At 39.0% G+C, this 19,727-nt stretch carries 15 protein-coding genes; 6 read left to right on the plus strand and 9 right to left on the minus strand.

The window, feature by feature from the left end; genetic code table 11:
- Positions 1-30 precede the first annotated feature (30 nt).
- The 5 genes from IE867_RS10485 to IE867_RS10505 form a co-directional block, all read right to left on the minus strand.
- On the minus strand, positions 31-894 hold the full coding sequence (locus tag IE867_RS10485) for an MFS transporter (protein WP_192484680.1): 864 nt from the start codon (positions 892-894) through the stop codon (positions 31-33).
- A gap of 262 nt (positions 895-1,156) precedes the next feature.
- Positions 1,157-2,806: an NAD+ synthase gene (locus IE867_RS10490; protein WP_192484681.1), complete on the minus strand. Its 1,650-nt coding sequence runs from the start codon at positions 2,804-2,806 to the stop codon at positions 1,157-1,159.
- A gap of 20 nt (positions 2,807-2,826) precedes the next feature.
- Positions 2,827-3,606, minus strand: a complete 780-nt coding sequence (locus IE867_RS10495) for an ABC transporter permease (RefSeq protein WP_192484682.1) — start codon at positions 3,604-3,606, stop codon at positions 2,827-2,829.
- A gap of 9 nt (positions 3,607-3,615) precedes the next feature.
- Positions 3,616-4,542, minus strand: a complete 927-nt coding sequence (locus tag IE867_RS10500; RefSeq protein WP_192484683.1) for an ABC transporter ATP-binding protein — start codon at positions 4,540-4,542, stop codon at positions 3,616-3,618.
- Positions 4,543-4,619: 77 nt separating this feature from the next.
- Complete coding sequence (locus tag IE867_RS10505; RefSeq protein WP_192484684.1) at positions 4,620-5,885, minus strand: MFS transporter; 1,266 nt, start codon at positions 5,883-5,885, stop codon at positions 4,620-4,622.
- 264 nt (positions 5,886-6,149) lie between these two features.
- On the opposite strand from IE867_RS10505, the gene IE867_RS10510 reads away from it, so the two are divergent.
- The 6 genes from IE867_RS10510 to gshA all read left to right on the plus strand — a co-directional run bounded on the left by IE867_RS10510 (position 6,150) and on the right by gshA (position 16,377).
- Positions 6,150-7,034, plus strand: coding sequence for a LysR family transcriptional regulator (locus tag IE867_RS10510; protein ID WP_192484685.1), 885 nt, complete (start codon positions 6,150-6,152; stop codon positions 7,032-7,034).
- A gap of 156 nt (positions 7,035-7,190) precedes the next feature.
- The gene (locus IE867_RS10515) at positions 7,191-10,526 is read left to right on the plus strand and encodes a beta-ketoacyl-ACP synthase 3 (protein WP_192484686.1); all 3,336 of its coding nucleotides are present in this window, start codon (positions 7,191-7,193) and stop codon (positions 10,524-10,526) included.
- Between the two features lie 139 nt (positions 10,527-10,665).
- Positions 10,666-12,975, plus strand: a complete 2,310-nt coding sequence (topA, locus tag IE867_RS10520; RefSeq protein ID WP_192484687.1) for a type I DNA topoisomerase — start codon at positions 10,666-10,668, stop codon at positions 12,973-12,975.
- A gap of 117 nt (positions 12,976-13,092) precedes the next feature.
- Positions 13,093-13,416: a thioredoxin gene (gene trxA / locus IE867_RS10525; protein ID WP_192484688.1), complete on the plus strand. Its 324-nt coding sequence runs from the start codon at positions 13,093-13,095 to the stop codon at positions 13,414-13,416.
- Positions 13,417-13,499: 83 nt separating this feature from the next.
- A complete protein-coding gene (gene rho, locus IE867_RS10530) occupies positions 13,500-14,759 on the plus strand; it encodes a transcription termination factor Rho (protein WP_192484689.1) in 1,260 nt (419 codons plus the stop codon).
- 97 nt (positions 14,760-14,856) lie between these two features.
- The gene (gshA, locus tag IE867_RS10535; protein WP_225630030.1) at positions 14,857-16,377 is read left to right on the plus strand and encodes a glutamate--cysteine ligase; all 1,521 of its coding nucleotides are present in this window, start codon (positions 14,857-14,859) and stop codon (positions 16,375-16,377) included.
- Position 16,378: 1 nt separating this feature from the next.
- Here the strand turns inward: gshA and IE867_RS10540 are convergent, their stop codons facing one another.
- The 4 genes from IE867_RS10540 to IE867_RS10555 are packed head-to-tail and all read right to left on the minus strand — an operon-like array spanning position 16,379 to position 19,726.
- Complete coding sequence (locus IE867_RS10540; RefSeq protein ID WP_192484690.1) at positions 16,379-17,161, minus strand: ABC transporter ATP-binding protein; 783 nt, start codon at positions 17,159-17,161, stop codon at positions 16,379-16,381.
- 1 nt (position 17,162) lies between these two features.
- Positions 17,163-18,206, minus strand: a complete 1,044-nt coding sequence (locus IE867_RS10545) for a FecCD family ABC transporter permease (RefSeq protein ID WP_192484691.1) — start codon at positions 18,204-18,206, stop codon at positions 17,163-17,165.
- 13 nt (positions 18,207-18,219) lie between these two features.
- Positions 18,220-19,074 carry an ABC transporter substrate-binding protein gene (locus IE867_RS10550; protein WP_192484692.1) on the minus strand — a complete coding sequence of 285 codons (855 nt, stop codon included), beginning with the start codon at positions 19,072-19,074 and terminating at the stop codon, positions 18,220-18,222.
- Complete coding sequence (locus IE867_RS10555; protein ID WP_192484693.1) at positions 19,067-19,726, minus strand: energy transducer TonB; 660 nt, start codon at positions 19,724-19,726, stop codon at positions 19,067-19,069. Before IE867_RS10555 ends, IE867_RS10550 begins: the two co-directional genes overlap by 8 nt.
- Position 19,727: the final 1 nt, after the last annotated feature.

Raw genomic sequence — 19,727 nt, forward strand, 5'->3', positions numbered from 1 at the left:
AAAAAGCAAGAACAGATAATAAGCAAAATATTAATATTGTAACTGAAGATAAAACCATGCTAAATTAGGGTGGTTTAAGCGGCAATTGTAGTTGTCGTTAACCGGCAAAGATAATTGTCGTTCAATAAAATAAGCGATACCAATAAATAAAGAAATATAACCAAAACTTGCGGCAGAATAATGCAATACTTCTTGAATATAAAAGCTGCCAATAATCCCAAAATAAAGCAGCAGCATATACAGCACGCCACTTTGTAAAATAGCGCCTAAAAACTGCTGACAGCTTAGGACGAGCTTATAATTAGCAAACACTTTAGATAGACTTAATTTGTGCTTATGCACGTGAGTTTCAGGCACATAACGATAAACAAATGCCATGAGAATAAAGGAGTAAAATGCGAGAAACACGAAGCTTGCTTTCCATGAAATATACTCTTGTAGCAAGCCGCCAATAAAGGGTGCCAAAATTGGTCCAAGACCCCACGCAATCGTCATTGATGAGGAGACTTTCTTCATCTCTTGTGCGTTAAAGATATCTGTGGCTTGCGCGCGATTCATCGATGACACACTTCCTGCACAAATACCCGTAATAAAACGAAAAATAATAACCCATGACATGGAAGGTGATAATGCAATAGCAATATTAAATACGATATTAAGCGCCAAACTCCATAAGACAATTTTGCGCCGTCCCAAAGCGTCAGCAATGGTACCAAAAACAATCATGCCAATAAATGCACCGAGCATAAATAAACTAATGCTTAACTTAGTTGCTGCTGCTGTGCTATTAAAATAAGCACTCATATGTGGCAACGAAGGTGTGTAAAGATCAATACCAATACCAAAGATTGGCGTACAAAGTAAAAGTGCTATAAGCGTCTTAGATTTATCCATGATGATTAAATAATAATGTCAGTTTGCATAATAAAAGATGATAGTTACTTTCATTGAATTAACAAGATGATCACAAGCATAAATGCATGAAGCTTATTATACGGCAGTTGCTTTACTATGATTGTTATATTTCGCATAATATATATTATGTTAAATTAGTGGTTATGAGATAAAGCGTTAATTATAAGTTTAGCTATAAAAAGCCTCCCCACATTAACAACTTAGTATTAGACAACTCATTATCCATTAATGAAAATTTTTATCATGACTTATTAAACTTCGCCGTGGTTGGCATGCGTCGGCCAATACCAAATGGACGGCGTTGAATAAATAAAATCTGTGGTGCTTGTTTACGCTTAAACTCGGCTAACTCCACCAATCGATAAATTCTTTTCTGCTCGTTTAAATCCACTTCAGCAACAATGTTCTCCAAGCGTTTTATTTCATCATTTGCTAATAAATCACGCTCTAGATAAAGCTTAAGTATCGCATCAAGATGATCATAATCTGGCAAGCTATCAGAATCCTTTTGCCCTTCGGATAATTCAGCTGATGGCGATTTATCAATAATGCTTTGCGGGATTAATTCACCATGTGCTTTATTAATATAATTTGATAAGGCATAAACATCATTCTTATATAAATCACCAATGCAGTTAAGCGCACCACACATATCACCATAAAGTGTCGCATAGCCCACGGCAAGCTCACTTTTGTTCCCCGTTGTTAGCATTAAAAGCCCTGTGTCATTGGAGTACTCCATGATAATTCGCCCACGAATACGTGCTTGCATATTTTCTTTGGTCAATTTTTTAGGCTCAGTTCCAAACGCTTTGCTAAAGTTCCTGCAGGTGAGTAAAAACTCCTCTTTAATTTCACGCGTAAAAAGTTCAATTCCTAAATTCCGGCACAATTCAACTGAATCACTTACCGAACCTTCAGAGGAATACACTGAAGGCATTGTGATTGCTTTAACATTATCTTTACCTAAACTCAAAGCAGCAATCGCCAAAGTCAATGCACTATCAATGCCTCCAGATGACCCAACAATCACACCCTTAAATCCACATTTATGCACATAATCCTTTAATCCGCATATTAGCTGTTGCAAAACAAATGCTTGTGGGTTGTCTTGATATGGCGCATTAAGGATTGCTTGTGGTAAGTGCTCAATATCAATGCTAAAACTCCCCTCTTTAAAGCTATCTGCTAATGCAATCAGCTCTGAGTTGGCATTACACACAAAACTCGCGCCATCATATACGAGCTCATCATAACCACCAACTTGTGAGCTATAGATTACAGGCGCTTGAATCTTTTTGGTGATATTCTCTATAATTTGTAAGCGTTGACTAAATTTACCAAACATCGAAGGAGAAGCATTTAACACAATCAAAGCGTTAAGGTTTTGAGGTAAGTCATCAATAGGATTTGTTAAATAACCTTGATGGTTGTCATACCAAATATCTTCACAGATCAAAATAGCTAAATGTTGACCTTTAAAATTAAAGCTTAGCTTTTTGTTTTGTCCGGCAATAAAATGCCTTGTCTCATCAAAAACCCCATAGCTTGGAATAAGCTGTTTGTGATAACAGTGAATAATCTGACCTTCGGCAATGACAAGTGCACTATTGTGAAATTTTTTGAGCCCTTTTATTGCTGTTGCTGCACCTATTATCACGGCAATATCAAGTGTTTTTGTAAGCGTTTTAAGCGCATCAATAATCTGATTTTGTCTGCTGATTACCTCATCATAAGTCAATAAATCATACGGATAATAACCGCTGATACAAAGCTCAGAAAATACGATTAAATCCGCTGCTTTGTGCTCATGCATTGCGCGCGAAATTTTTTCAAAGTTATGCGCAAAATCAGCAATGGTGTAATTTAATTGAACGACTGAAATTTTCATTTATATCCTTTTTTATTCCTTTAAGACTTTAAACGAATACCGCGTGATAACAAATACCATGCCAAGCTATAAAGGATAGCGATTAATAGCACGATGGCGACTAAGGCAACCACTGGGTTGACAGATGAGTAGCCAATGAATGCGTAACGCACAAAATCAACAATATAGAATAACGGATTATATTGCGCGATATGTTGCCAAAAAGGAGGTAATGCACTCAAGCCATAAAACACACCACCAAGATAAATCAATGGTGTTAGCACAAAGGTAGGGAAAATGGTTGTATCATCAAAGCTTTGCGAGAAAATACCATTCAACAGTCCTCCTAATGAAAATAAAGTGCCACACAAAATAAATGATAATAAGATTAACAGTAGCCCGCTAAAGTCAATGGAAATCCCCCCAAATAATCCTGCAACAATCGTCACCATCACCCCAACAAAAAAGCCACGAGCAACACCACCTGAGACATAACCCAAGATAATCAAATGATTGGTTGCCGGAGATACCAACAGCTCTTGAATGGAGTGATTAAAGCGCGCACCATAAAATGAGCCCACGACATTAGCATATGAGTTATTAATAACTGCCATAATTACAAGACCAGGTGTGATAAAGTGCATATAGCCAAAGCCATCCATCGTGCCAACGCGCGCACCAACTACTTTCCCAAAAATTAGAAAATACAAACTGATGGTAATCGCCGAAGGTAATAGGGTTTGCGGCCAAATACGTAGCACACGCACCACTTCTTTTCTTAATATTGTGTAATAAATAGTCCAGTATTCTTTAAATGTCATCTTCCCCACCTATACATTACTTCTTGCGACATCAATAAACAGTTTTTCCAGTTTATTTGTTTTTGTCTTAACACTTAATACATCAATATTCTGTTGACTTAAATCAGCAAACAATTGATTCAATGTCACACTCTTATCAACTTCAATTTCCAAAGTATTTGGATCAACTAACTGACATTGCCCGTATTCACATTGCATCTGTGACGGTGTTAGCGGCTCTTTCAAATCAAAAATATACGTCTCTTTGTCGACTGATCTTAACAGTGTTTTCATATCAGAGCTCGTGTGTAACTTACCCTGATGAATCAATGCAATGCGATTACACATGCTCTCGGCTTCTTCAAGATAATGTGTGGTTAAGATAATCGTTAAGCCTTCTTTGTTTAATATACGCATTTGCTCCCATAGTGATTGGCGTAACTCCACATCAACCCCTGCTGTTGGCTCATCCAAGATCAACACCTTAGGCTTATGAATAAGTGCACGCGCCACCATCAAGCGGCGTTTCATACCACCAGATAAGAAGCGTACTTGCTCATTCTTTTTATCCCATAATGCCATATCTTTTAATAGTTTTTCAGCATAAGGTTTGGTTGTCTCACGATTAAGACCGAAATAGCCTGCTTGTGTTAACAGGATTTGCATTGGTGTTTCAAAGATATTTAAGTTTACCTCTTGTGGCATAACGCCTAAATGCTTGCGTGCCATAAAGGGTGATTTCAACGTATCATAGCCACAAACTTCAATACTGCCACTGGTTTTATTAACAAGTGCTGAAATCATTCCCAATGTAGTTGATTTACCTGCACCATTGGGTCCTAATAAGGCGAAGAAATCTCCCGGATACACGTCAAAACTGACATCTTTTACCGCATGAAAGCCACCTTTGTATATCTTATTGACATTAACCAAAGACAGCGCTTTTGTATAACTCATCGTAAACTCGATTACTTATTATAGATAATTCAGCATTGTAACAGACAATTTATAGCTGACTAGAAATACGTGCTTTTTTATCTGTGATCACTATTCTCTTTTTCTTCAATTAACTGCTGCTCTACCACTGCCTCTGTGGCAATGGATGCTTCAGCAACAACCGTTTGGAAGGCAACCTTTTCATCTTCTTTAGGCGCCTCACGCGCACGTAAGCGCCATAGTGTGTAGACTGCTAATAAGAAACAAACAAATCCCACAAAAGTGAAGAAGCCATAAGGGCCAAAAAGAGACATAAGCCATGTTGTTAACAACGGCCCCACCATTGAGCCAACACCATAAGATAGTGCTAAAATACCAACAATTCCCACCAGCTGATCCGCATCTAAATAATCACTGGAATGACTGATCGACAATGGATAAAAGGTAAAGGTCAATCCACCCAATATAAAAGACAAAATAGCTAATTGCCAAAAGCTGTCATGTAATATACAAATCACAACTGAGACCACTACTGACGCGATTAACATGATTAATAAAACAAGACGGCGATCAATAATATCTGATATTTTACCAATGGGTAACTGCAGCAACATACCGCCGATGATAATGGCAAACATCATATAGGAAATGATATGTACAGGCACATCAGTTTGTTTTAGAAACAATGGGTAAATGGTGTAAATACTCCCTAAAATCATGCCTGCGGTCATCGCTGTCCAAATGCCAAGTGGTGCTTTTTTAAATAGAACAAAAGGAGATAATAGCTCAACGTGCTCTTGTTTTGGTGCTTCAAAGCGTGTCAAACAAACTGGGATAATCGATAAAGTTGCCAGAATTGAAATAACACAAAATGCTAATAGCACCGTCTCAAAAGGGATATTCAATAAAAACTGCCCTGATGCCTGCACAAAGTAGTAAACAAACAGATAAATTGATAGCACCAAGCCTTTGTGTTTACTGCCTGCTCCTTCCAAACACCATGCTTCAACAACAATAAATAATCCAGCTAATGCATAACCACAGACAAGGCGTGCCACCGCCCAAACGCTAACATCATAAAAAATGCCTTGTGACATTGCTCCTGCTGCCATTAAGCTCGCAAATAACGCATACCCGCGAATATAACCAATGCGCAAAATTAGCCGTTGAGTAAAATAAGACCCTAGCACCATACCTGTAAAATACGCCGCAGAAATTAAACCAACAATAAAATTACTCTGCCCCATCCGCTCAAGTTCAAGTGTGGTATAGGTCGTATAGAAAGTATTGCCGATCGTTAGGATACACATACTCAGAATCGGTGCAAACAACATCGCAAATTTAGCTGGCTTATACTCAGACATTTTTACTTTTTCAACCTTTTTACTGCTCAATTCCTTGAGGTTCAAGCTTAAAGTAGATTGTTTATACGCTCAATATAATTTTGATATCTTTTGAGTTTTCTTGTATCTGCTAGCACCCTTTTTTTAAATATCTGTATCGTGATACATTTTGTGCTCTTTAATTACACTAATAAACAGGTTATAAAATGGACTTATGGAGAATATTTGCTATTGTTTGTTTATGAATCATAAAATGTATATCAAACATATTTAAGGTGATGATCTATGGACAGCAGTGATTTAATGATTTTGCGACACCTTCTTATTGAAAAGAACATCAGTGTAACTGCTAAATTAATGAATGTTTCACAACCTGCAATTACGATGCGCTTGGGCAAATTAAGAGGCATGTTTAAAGATGATATCTTAATACGCGACGGCAATAAGATGAAACTAACACCTAAAGCTGAGGATATGGTAAACCCTATTATTAGAATTACTGATGAAATGCTAAGCTTAATGCCAGCTCACGATTTTGACCCTTACAAGACACCTACCCATATCCAATTACAGATTACTGAAGCCGTCTCTGAAACAAGCACCAGAGCACTTATTGATGCTTTTTTAAAATATAATGACCAACATAAAATTAGTATTACCACATTATCTTATGTATCACTTCAAGCACATGATCAAACACTAAAAAACACTGACGCAGTTATTGGTATTCCAACACACATTGAAGGATTTAATGATGAAATTTATAGCTACGAGACAGGTGTTTTGATGTTTGATTCTTTTTTTGATGATTCTAAAAAATCCATTTCTTATGATGAATATCTACAACTTCCTCATATCGTTTTTTCCCAAGGAAGTAGCAATCAATTACTATTAGATATTTTAGGGCATCCTGATCCACGTAATCTATGTTTACAAATCAGCAGTTTGCGTGCAGCCACTGAGCTCTTACAAGATAAATATGTAATGACTGCTTCAACGGTATTAGCACGTATATTTAATAAAAAACATTTGCCGTTACCTTTTGATTTACCGGGACTTCCATTTAAATTATCTTACCCTGAGCGCTTAAAGCATGATAAAAAGAATCGTTGGGTGCGTCAGGTTTGTAAAGAAGTCATGCAAGCACTTTTAAAGGAATATAGTTTATAGTGCCATTAGTCATCCCCCTATTTCTCGCTGCTTTTTTGATATTTGCTTAATTTGCGTGATTTGTGTTTGACATTAAGAGCGAACTTTACCAATATTTACCACACTAAAATCCAGATCATCAATATTGTGGATACTTTTTTTAAGGAACCGAGTTTAATGAACGCAACAACTGCGAACTTAGATATGCTAATAAACTGCTATCAAAAAATGTATAGCATTCGTCAAATTGATAATACCGAAGCCGAAATGGTTAATAGTGGCACTGCCAACTTTCTAGCCTCATCCAAGGGTCATGAGGGCGCAGCTATTTTTGCGGAATACTTAAAACCTCAAGATTGGTTACATTGCCATTATCGTGATAAGCCTTTAATGCACGCCCGCGGAATGGAAGCCAAAATGTTTTTCTATAGCTCTTTGTGTAAGGCTGAGAGTGCCTCTAATGGCCGCCAAATGGTGATTGGTGTCAGTGAACGCAAACTCAACATTGTCAGCATTATCACACCCGTTGGCAATCAAGCTTTGCCCGCTGTTGGGATTGCGCAAAGTGTTAAAGATGACACAGATAATCCAATTGTTTACTGTGGTATGGGCGATGGCACCACACAACAAGGTGAAGTATTAGAAGCCTTTGCTGAGGCAAAACGTCGCACGTTACCTGTGTTATTTGTTGTGCAGGATAATGATTATGCAATTTCTACACAAACCAAGGGTAACACCTTTTTCTCATTACCTGATCATACACAACCTAATGAGTTTTATGACATTCCAATTACTTATATTGATGGTACTAATCCATTTACTTCACATGAAAAAATTGGAAAAATTATTAGTGATATGCGTCAAAATTGTGCGCCACATATTATTGTCTTTAAAGTGGAGCGCTTAAATAGTCATAGTAATGCAGATGACCATAGAATCTATCGCAGCAGTGATGAGCTAACTAACATTGCACACAATGACCCTGTTTTGCTAAGTCGTCAGTTTTTGTTAAATGCTGGCGTCAAAGAAAGCTTTCTACAAGATATTGAAGCAAAAACATCACAAGCAGTTAGAGAGGCAATGGAGCTTGCCTTAAAAGGCACGACACCTAAAGCTTCTTTTGATGCTGAAGCACCCTTGCCAAAGCATTTACTACCAACTGCACCTGAATATCGTGGCGACTTCTCACAAGAAACACGCCTTGGCATGGGTGCTGCTATGCGCGAGGTATTTCGCCAGCGTTTATTAAATGATGATCGTGTGTGCTTATTGGGTGAAGATATTGAAGATGACAAAGGTGATGTTTTTGGTGTAACCAAAGGCTTATCAACCCAATTCCCAGGACGTGTCGTTAATAGTCCTTTAGCTGAAGCAACTATCATGGGTGTGTCAATCGGCATGGCATTAACCGGCAAACGCCCTGTTGCCTTTATCCAGTTTGCTGATTTTATGCCGCCGGCGTATAACTTACTATTTACCGAGCTTGCTACCATGCATTGGCGCTCAAATGGTGATTGGGAATGTCCAGTCATCGTCTTTGCTGCTTGTGGTGGTTATCGCCCAGGATTAGGCCCCTTTCATGCACAAACCAATGAAGGCACTTTTGCTCATATCCCCGGCATTGATGTCTATATGCCATCCAATGCGGCAGATGCTGCAGGCATGCTTAATGCTGCTTTTGAGTCTAATCGCCCTAGTGTTTTCTTATATCCTAAAAAATTACTTAATAATGCCAGTATCGCTGATACCACATCAACGGATGTAGAAAAACAGATCATCCCTGTTGGTAAAGCACGTATTGTCAAAGCAGGTTCTGATATTACCTTTGTTGGCTGGGGTAACACCGTTTCATTATGCCAAGAAGCCGCTGAAACCTTAGAAACGGTTGGCATTGATAGTGAGATTATTGATTTACGCACCATTAAACCGTATGACCTTGCAACGGTACTTGCCTCAGTGGAAAAAACCGGACACTTAATCGTCACACACGAAGATAATCATACCTGTGGTGTTGGCGGTGATCTGATTGCCTCAGTGGTTGAACATGCTAAAAGGGCTGTTAGAGTCAAGCGTATAACACGCGCTGATACTTATGTGCCCTGCAATTTTGACAATCAGATGGAAGTTTTACCTTCTTATGAGCGTATTTTAACAGGGGCTGCAGAGTTACTTGACTTATCTCTTGAATGGGAGATCAAAAACCGCAATGATGCAGGGTTTTATAATGTTGAAGTTATTGGTGCGAGCCCATCTGACGAGAGTGTTCTCATTACCGAATTACACGTTAAAGTCGGTGATGAAATTAAGGTTGGTGATAAATTAGTTGATCTTGAGGCTAGTAAATCAGCCGGTGAGATTCTATCGCCAAGTAACGGTACCATTGAAGAGATTTATGTCGAAGAATCAGAGCGCGCAACCGTTGGTGATAACTTATTAAAACTACGCTTGCCAACAGGTGCTCAAGATAAGCAAAAAATCCAAAAGCGCCCTATTTTAACGCGCAAAATTCAGCAGGAAATCGCCAAGCAAAATAAGCAACATAGCATTTATCCAGTAGGTATTAGCACGCCATCATTTAAAACCGGTTCAAGACTGGTAACCAATGATGAGCTCTTACAGCATTTTCCTGAGCATAGCTCACGCGATATTATTGATCGCACCGGAATTGAATCACGTTTTTGGCTTGCTGATCATGAAAATATCGTCGATCTAGCGACAGACGTTGCCAAAGATGCTTTAACTCGAGGCAATCTCAAGCTCTCCGATATCGATATGCTCATCTGTACGACCACGACGCCTGATCAATATATCTCGCCTTCTATGGCTTGCTTAATATTAGAGAAACTTTACCAAACCTATGGTGAGCATAATGTGCCTGCTTACGATATCAATGCGGCATGTAGCGGTTATCTATATGGTTTGCAAAGTGCGCGTGATTACTTGCAAACACGTCCGAATAAACGTGTGTTATTAATTAGTGCCGAGTATATGACCAAACGCATGGATCAAAAAGACTTTGATACGGCATTTTTATTTGGTGATGCGGCAACTGCGACGATTATTAATGGTGATCAGCATCAAGCAGATTCTAAAGCTATTATTGATGAGATTTCATTAACGGCGATTGCTGAGAATGGCGATGTGCTTAATATTCCAACCGATGAGTCGAAATTCACACAACTACAAGGTAAGAAGCTTTTTACTTTTGCAGTTAAAACCATGTCAATGATTATGCATAAGTGCTGCCAGCAAGCAAATATTGCCTTAAACACGGTTGATTTAGTCATCCCGCATCAGGCAAATCAACGTATTTCTAATGCGGTTGAGAAACGCTTGAAAATGCATCCAGGCACACTTTATAGCAATATTGCACGTTTTGGTAATACCTCATCGTGCACTATCCCAATTGCTTTGAGCGAAACATTAGACGCTCAAGCGGCTGATAAAACTGTTGCATTATGCGCATTTGGCTCTGGATTTACCGCAGCAGCTGCACTTTTACGCACAAAATAGTTGGCAAGTAGCAGCTAACTCGTTAGATTAATTTTAAGCTTATGGGGCTGATTGTTGATCATTAGCCCCTGAAACAACGCAAGATAAAAATAAATAAAAACAAATTAAAAATATTATTTAAGAAATTAAGAAAAAAACTATGGCAAAAAACCTTGTAATTGTTGAGTCACCTGCAAAGTCCAAGACAATTAAGAAATACTTAGGCAATGATTTTGAAATTCTTGCCTCTTATGGGCATGTTCGTGATCTTGAACCGAAAGAGTCTTCAGTCGATGTTGAAGATCATTTCAAAATGAAATATCAACTGATTGAACGCAATAAGCGTCATATCGATGCGATTAAAAAGGCGGCCAAATCAGCTGATGAAATTTATCTGGCAACGGATCCGGATCGTGAAGGTGAAGCGATTTCTTGGCACATTTATGAGCTTTTAAATAGTGCTAAACTCATCAAAGACAAACCCGTGCATCGCATTGCATTTAATGAGATTACCAAATCAGCTGTGAATGCCGCGGTTGCTAATCCGCGTGAGCTGGCGATGGATCTTGTTAATGCACAACAGGCGCGACGTGCTTTGGATTTTCTGGTGGGCTTTAAGCTGTCCCCTTTACTTTGGAAAAAAGTCCGTCGCGGACTTTCAGCAGGACGCGTGCAAAGTCCAGCGCTTAGAATGATTGTAGAGCGCGAGCTTGAGATTGAAGCATTTGAATCTAAAGAGTATTGGAGCATTACTGCCGAGCTGAAAAAGCGCAAAAAATTCATGGCGAAACTCTCTATTTTTAATAATCAAAAGTGTGAGCAATTTAGCTTCACCAATGAAAGCGACGCGACAAATGCACTTGATCTTATTAAAAAAGACGCCAATGGCGAATTAGTCGTTGATGGCATTGAAAAGAAACAAAAGCGTCGCAATCCACTACCACCTTTTATTACCTCAACACTCCAGCAAGATGCCGTGCGTAAACTTGGATTTACCACTAAGAAAACAATGATGCTAGCACAACAGCTATACGAAGGTATTGAGATTGGTAGTGAAGGCGCTGTTGGTTTGATTACTTATATGCGTACTGACTCAACCAACCTTTCACAAGATGCTTTAAATGAATTACGCAGCTTTATCGCCCAAGAATACGGTCAAGATCATCTGCCAAGTAGTCCACGCATTTACAAAACCAAAAACCAAAATGCCCAAGAAGCGCATGAGGCAATTCGCCCTACTTCAGCTTATCGTAAACCTCAAGATGTCAGAGCATTTTTATCTAATGATCAATTTAAACTATATGATCTGATATGGAAGCGTACCGTAGCTTGCCAGATGATTCATGCGTTAATGGATACTGTTGCGATTGACTTTATTACTGAAAATAAAGCACATACTTTTAAAGCAACGGGATCAGTGGTTGCTAAACCTGGTTTCTTAGCAGTGTATCAAGAAGCCAAAGATGAAGATGCAGCAAGCGATGATAGTGAAGGCTTAATCTTACCTGAATTCAAAGAAGGTGAAAAAGTGCCGGTAGTTGATATTATCGGTAAACAGCACTTTACTGAGCCACCACCACGTTTCACGGAAGCCTCTCTTGTAAAAGCGCTTGAAGAATACGGTATTGGTCGTCCATCAACTTATGCGACGATCATCTCAACGTTACAGCAACGTGATTATGCACTATTAGAGAAAAAGCGTTTTAAACCAACCGATGTTGGTCGTATTGTTAATAGCTTTTTAACCGATTATTTCCATCGTTATGTCGAATACACTTTTACGGCGAAGCTTGAAGATGAGCTAGATAATATTGCAGATGGCAAGATCGAGTGGGTGCCGGTGTTAGAGAAATTCTGGCAGCCATTTATCAAGCAAATTACCGAGATTGATGCCACAGTCAAAAAAAGTGATGTGACACATGAGGAAATGGATGAAGACTGCCCTGAGTGTGGAAATAAGCTTTCTATTCGTTTAGGTCGCAGTGGTCGCTTTATCGGTTGTACGAATTATCCGGCTTGTACCTATACGCGCGCCATTGTCAAAGATGGTGAAGAGCCTCAAGAAAAAGTAGAGCCTGAGGTAGTCGCAGATCGCAAATGTCCAGCATGTGAATCAGATCTTTTAATCAAACAAGGTCGCTATGGTAAGTTTATTGGCTGTTCTAATTATCCAAAATGCAAGCATATGGAACCACTAGAAAAGCCTAAAGACACCGGCATTGAATGTCCAAAATGCAAGAAAAACAACTTTGTTGAGAAAAAATCTCGCAAAGGTAAGGTATTCTACGCTTGCGCTGGTTTCCCTAAATGTAAGAACTCATTTTGGTATCCACCGATTGCCGAGGAATGCCCAAAATGTCATTCTCCCATACTTTTGCATAAGACCACCAAAAAAGATGGCGAGCAAAAAGTTTGCCCTAATGAAGAGTGTGATTATGTTGTTAACTTGACCTCAACAGAGCAAGAATAATCCACTTACCTTCAACCTTTATAAATTGGCATGAAAGTCCATTCACCTGAAGCGCCTTTTCTGCTAGAATCCAAAACAATCTTTTTTGACAAACTTAAACATTAAAGGAATTTAATTATGTCACAATGTATTAATATTACTGATAGTGAATTTGAATCAGCTGTTGTTAACAGCGAACAACCTGTTTTAGTTGATTTCTGGGCGCCATGGTGCGGACCTTGTAAGATGATCGCACCGATCTTAGATCAGGTTGCTGAGCATTATGGTGAAAAACTTAAAATCGTTAAGATCAACGTTGATGACAACCAAGATACCCCTGCTAAGTTTGGTGTGCGTGGCATTCCAACGCTAATGGTTTTTAAAGATGGTGAAAACGTTGAGACCAAAGTAGGTGCCGTACAAAAATCACAATTGATTCAAATCCTTGATAAACATATTTAATTTCAAATATAAAATAAAAGTAGAAATAACTTTTCGTTCAACCCGAAGGGGTTCCCCTTCTTCAACATTCGTGAGAATTTTCAATGAATTTAACCGACTTAAAAAACCGATCCATCCCTGAATTAATGGAGCTTTCACGCTCACTTGGACTTGAAGCCACAGGGCGCGCGCGTAAGCAAGAGATCATTTTTAATATTTTAAAAGAGCATGCTGATAAAGGTGAAGACATCTATGGTGAAGGTGTGCTTGAGGTGCTACAAGATGGCTATGGCTTCTTGCGCTCTTCTGATACGTCATATTTTGCCTCTCCTGATGATATCTATGTCTCACCAACTTTTATCCGTAAATTGAATTTACGCACAGGGGACAGCATTATCGGTAAAATTCGCCCACCTAAAGACAACGAGCGTTACTTTGCAGTAAAGCATATTGATAGTGTAAACTTTGACTCACCTGAGCTTGCACGCACTAAGGTGTTGTTTGAGAACTTAACCCCTGAATATGCCAAAGAACGTTTATCGATGGAATTAGGTAATGGTTCAAGTGAAGATATCACGGCACGAATTATTGATTTAGCAGCACCGTTTGGTAAAGGACAACGTGGCTTGATCGTGGCACCTCCTAAAACGGGGAAAACGATTATGATGCAAAATATTGCCTCATCCATTGCCAAGAAATATCCTGAATGTTACTTGATTGTGCTATTGATTGATGAGCGTCCTGAAGAAGTAACAGAAATGCAACGATCTGTGCGCGGTGAGGTGGTCGCCAGTACCTTTGATGAACCAGCGGCGCGTCACGTACAATTAGCTGAGATCGTTATTGAAAAAGCAAAACGCCTAGTTGAGCATAAACAAGATGTGGTTATTTTATTGGATTCCATCACGCGTTTGGCACGTGCTTATAATACCGTATCCCCTGCTTCAGGTCGTGTATTATCAGGTGGTGTTGAAGCCAATGCTTTGCAAAAACCAAAGCGCTTCTTTGGTGCAGCGCGTAACACGGCTGAAGGCGGTAGTTTGACGATTATTGCAACAGCGCTTGTTGAAACAGGCTCTAAAATGGATGAGGTCATCTTTGAAGAATTTAAAGGAACCGGTAACATGGAGCTTCATTTGGATCGTAAGATTGCTGAAAAACGTGTTTATCCTGCGATTAGTTTTGGACGCTCTGGTACACGTCGTGAGGAGCTATTAACAACACAAGAAGAGCTGCAAAAACTGTGGATATTACGTAAGATTCTGCATGAAATGGAAGATACGCAAGCAATGGAGTTCTTAACAGAACGCTTGAAAAAAACGCAAACCAATGAAGAATTCTTTAATATTATGAAACGTGGTTAAGCTCAAATAAAGAAATATTATTCTATCTACTTCAGATAACCTAGTAAGTGGCACTCTTTTGTCGTAAACTGCAGGAAGTTTCCACTTAGCTCATGACATGATGAACTTACTTTCAAACTTAAATCAATATCAGCATAAGCGCGGCATTGAACGCGAAACCTTACGTATATTACGTTCAGGCAAAACAGCCACCTCAGACCATCCTAAAGCGCTGGGTTCAAAGCTTACCAATAGCAATATCACGGTTGATTTTTCAGAAGGCTTGCTTGAGTTGATCACTGAACCATATGATTCTATTGATAAGACGTTCACACGCTTAGAGCATATCTTGGCTTTTTCCACACAAAACTTACCTGAGAATGAGCTTATTTTAGCGACTAGCATGCCATTAACAACCACAGAACAAGAGATTAAAATTGCTGATTTTGGCAGCTCCAATTCAGGTAAGATGAAAGAGGTCTATCGTCGTGGTTTAGCAAAACGCTATGGCAAAATTATGCAAGCGATTTCTGGTGTGCATTATAATTTCTCATATGATGTTAATCTTATGAATGAACTCACCCAAACACGCAAAATGACCAGTGATGCGCTGTATTTCTCAGCAATCAATCATTACTTTGAGTTTATGTGGCTTATACCCTACTTATTTGGCGCCTCGCCCATTTGTGCTAAAACTTCTGTGAAGCACAAACCTGAATATCTCACATCATTTGATGATGAATTTTATATTGGAGAGTATGCCACTAGTTTGAGAATGAGTAATTTGGGCTATCAAAGTGCGGCACAAGATAATTTATTTATCTCTTATGAGAATTTAAAAGATTATGTTTATGACTTAGTCAATGCTACTAATGTCCCCTATCCTGCATTTGAGGAAATCGGTTTATTTGATGGCAATAGTTTACGTCAACAGCTGAATGGCAGCATTCTACAAATAGAGAATGAATATTATAGCAGTATTCGCCCAAAACAGATTGCTGAGCGCTGTGAGCGTCCGGCTTGTGCGTTACTTAATCGCGGTGTGGCTTATCTTGAAGTTCGTGTATTGGATGTTAATCCATTTTCACCACTTGGGATAGATAAAGAGACAGCACATTTTATCGAAGCCTTATTAATGACCTGCTTGATACTACCTACCAAACAGTATTCAAAAAACAATATCGCACGCAACAAACTAAACTTCTCACAAGTTGTAACACAAGGACGCAATCCCCAATTGCAATTAATTAATAGCCAAGATAAACCGCAGTTATTACAAGCTTTAGGCATAGAGCTTCTTGAGCGCATTGCTCACACAACAAAAAACATGGGTGAGCAATACGAACAAGCTGTTAATAAACAGATCAAAAAATTAACTGATCCAACAACAACGCTTTCCGGTCAATTTATGGATGTAGTTAAAAATGGCTATTTGGATACAGTACTTAATTTATCCGCATCAAATACAGAGCATTTGCAAAAACTTAGATTAGATGACAAAGAGCGCAAAACGTTTGTGCATGAAGCACAAGCTTCACTTGCCGCACAATCGCAGCTTGAACAAAGGGATTGCTGTGACCTTAATACCTATATTGATCATTACTACCTATCTGCAGATTGCTCACAAGTAGCCAAGTAAATTAAGCAAGCACAATGACTTTCTTATTATTGTGAGGTTGATGAATAATATCCGCTTCAACTTGAAATGCCGTATAAATATGCTCTGGCGTTAATACCTTTTGTGTTTGATCAAAATTTAACATCTGACCATTTTTTAACAGAAGGCTTTGAGGATAGAAATTAAGTGCAATATTTAAATCATGCCCAATGACAAGTACTGCCAAATCATGTTGCTGAACAAGCTCGCTTAATATTTGTAAGGTTTGACGCTGATAGTAAACATCCATATGTGCGCTATATTCATCTAACAGCAAATACCCTTGATAGCTGTTGTCATGTTGGTTTAATTGCAGTAATGCGCGTGCCAATTGCACACGTTGACGCTCACCACCGGATAATTGCTGGTATTTCTTTTGACTAAAATGTTCAGCTTTTAATAGGGACAAAGCACATAAGGCTTTTTGATACTCTTTTTGTGAAAAGTTGCCTTTACAATAAGACAGCGCGCCTAAGAGCACATAATCAATGACGTTAATATCTGTATAAATTTCCTCGTGCTGGGTAACATAAGCCATTTGCATGCTCTTTGTCACGGGACAGATCGCTTTTATATCCTTTTCATCTAATTTCACCTGCCCAGTATAATGTAAATGCTCGCCTGAGATCACTTTCATCAACGTTGATTTACCTGCGCCATTTGCACCTAAGATACCGGTTATTTGCCCTTTTCTAACTGTCATTGAAACATTATCAAGCAAAGTCTTTTGTGATAACTGTAAACTAATATTCTCAAGCGTTATCATCTTAGACACCTCGCTGCAATTTTTGACTAAACAACAAATAAACGAAATAAGGCGCACCAATTAACGCTGTCATTAAACCGATGGGTAACTCAGCAGGTGCTAATACCACTCTGGCAACAACATCAGCAACAGTGAGTAATAATCCGCCAAAGATACATGAGAAAAGTAGTAAATGACGATGTTCATTCCCTATAAGAAAACGAATAATGTGTGGCACAACCAAGCCGATAAAAGCCACAGGACCGGCAACTGCGGTACTAGCGCCAACAAGCAAAGCAATGGCAATAATGCTTTTTAGCTTTTGCCGATGAATATTAACACCAAGCATTCGCGCATATTGCTCACCGGCGATCATCGCATTAAGATACTTTGCAGTATTCATTAATAACATAAATGCGATAAAAATACATGGCAACAGAAACAACACCTGCCCCCATGTAATATTAGCAAAACTACCCATACTCCAAAAAGTAATGCTTCTTAAAATACTATCGTTTGATAGATATGTCATCACGCCAATCAACGCACCACACAATGCATTAATCGCAACCCCGGCTAACACCAAGATACCTAAATTACTACGCCCCTTAGTGATCGATAATAAATACGTTAAAAAGGTAATCACCAGACTGCCCACAAATGCGCTTAAACCCAATCCCCAAGTGATTAAGAAGCTTGTTTGTACTAAGCTTGCACTAAGTAGCAAAAACAAAATAGCAAATAGTGATGCGCCACTGGTCATCCCTAAAAGGGCAGGATCTGCCAAAGGATTGCGAAATAGCCCTTGCATGACAACACCAGCAACAGCAAGTGCACTACCAACAACTACGGTTGCAATTAAGCGCGGCAATCTAAGCTCTAATGCTACCTTTTGCATAAAACTGCCATCGACAAACAATTGTGAAAACTGCAAATTTAATGCGCCAAACAACAGCGATAATAAACAAGCCGCAATGAGCAAAACCATAAATACGCAAAACCAAAAACAGTATTTCTGGCGTTGTAAAGTAAATAGGGATTTAGCGGCTATATTATGTGCTTGCATTTTTGTTCTCTTTTTATAAATAAACCTTCTGCGCTAGCAACAATTCAGTCTGTCCAAACTCTGCACCAAAATTATCAATGCGTGATGCGTCAATCGTTACAATTTTAGTGTGATATTTTTCATGCAGATAATCTAAAACCTGAGGATAGGGCTTGGCCATGTTTGCTGAAGCCTGTGCAATAACAATCACTTGCGGCTTTAAGCTCATCAGCCCTTCTTTTGACAATGGGCGCATGCCACTAAAGGATAAAATATTATATGCTTTAATAAGCTGTAACCAACGATCTGATTGAGTATCCTTGCCAAGCATATAAGCACCATTGGCAGAAATTTGCAAAAGCATCAGCACTTGTTTTGACTTGCCCTTACCCTCTTTAGCATACGCATTGACAATCTTATTGACTTGTTTGGTTTGCGCTTGAAGTGTTGTGATTAACTGCTGCCCTTCTTTTTGCTTACCGAGTTTACTCGCAATCTCTTTAATATTTTTTTCAACATCATTTAAGCTTTTTACCTCAGTCAATAGCGTTGTTTGTATATCAAACGCTTGCAGATGTGTTAACACCGACAAAGGAGAAATAGAGGCATCCGCAATCACAATATTAGGCTTTACACTTAGTAAGCTTTCAATCGTCAATGCGCGCATATAGCCTACATCCTTTACTTGCTTGTTTTGTTTATTTTGCTTATTTTCTGCTTTTTCTAGCAGCTTCACGCTCTCAGTATCACTTGCCGTGACATCAACACCTAGCGCACTAACAATGGAGCTGGCACTTGGTCCCAGTGTGACCACGGTTTGTGCTAAAGCTAAACGCATGCTACCTACTAGCAGCACAACTGACATGATAAACATTATAATTTTACGCACTTTTTTGCTCCTGTAAGTTAAATGAAATCACTTGTACCACACTTGCAGTTACTGGCGTTTTGCCACTTTGGGCAGGCTTAAAATGTAACTGCTTAAACCATGCAATTGCCGCCTGATCTAACACACCAAAGCCACTGGATTGAATAATTGTGACATCGGCAACCTGCCCTTGTGCATTAATAACCGCCTTAACTTTAACCTTACCCTCTTCATTATTTTTAATCGCTGAACCTGGATATGTTAATTGAGGCGGGGTAAACGCCAATTTTGGTGCTTGTGTAATTTTGGCAATAGCTTGCTGCTTTTTAACATTTTGCTTTGATACTTCTTTGGCCTGAGTTTTCACTGTGCTCTTGTGAACTTCCACTTTATGCTCTTTTGGCTTAACGATTTTTTGTGGTTTTTTCTCTTTTTTCTCTACAGCAACATTGGCTGTTTTTAGGTCTTTAGCAACCGGTGTAGCTTTTGAGTCTGCTGTGGTTTCTGTGAGCTGCAAAGCCTGCATTAAAGAGGCAACGCTCTGCGCTTTTAAATCAGTTTGCCCCAAATGCCATGTTGTTTTTGGTGTACTGTTTAATGCTGCCCAAATTGAGAAATTAATCGCAATAGACCCCGTAATGGCAATAGCAATTTTAAAGACTCTTAGCAACATT

It is taken from the genome of Cysteiniphilum marinum (assembly GCF_014857925.1).
Lineage (GTDB): Bacteria > Pseudomonadota > Gammaproteobacteria > Francisellales > Francisellaceae > Caedibacter > Caedibacter marinus.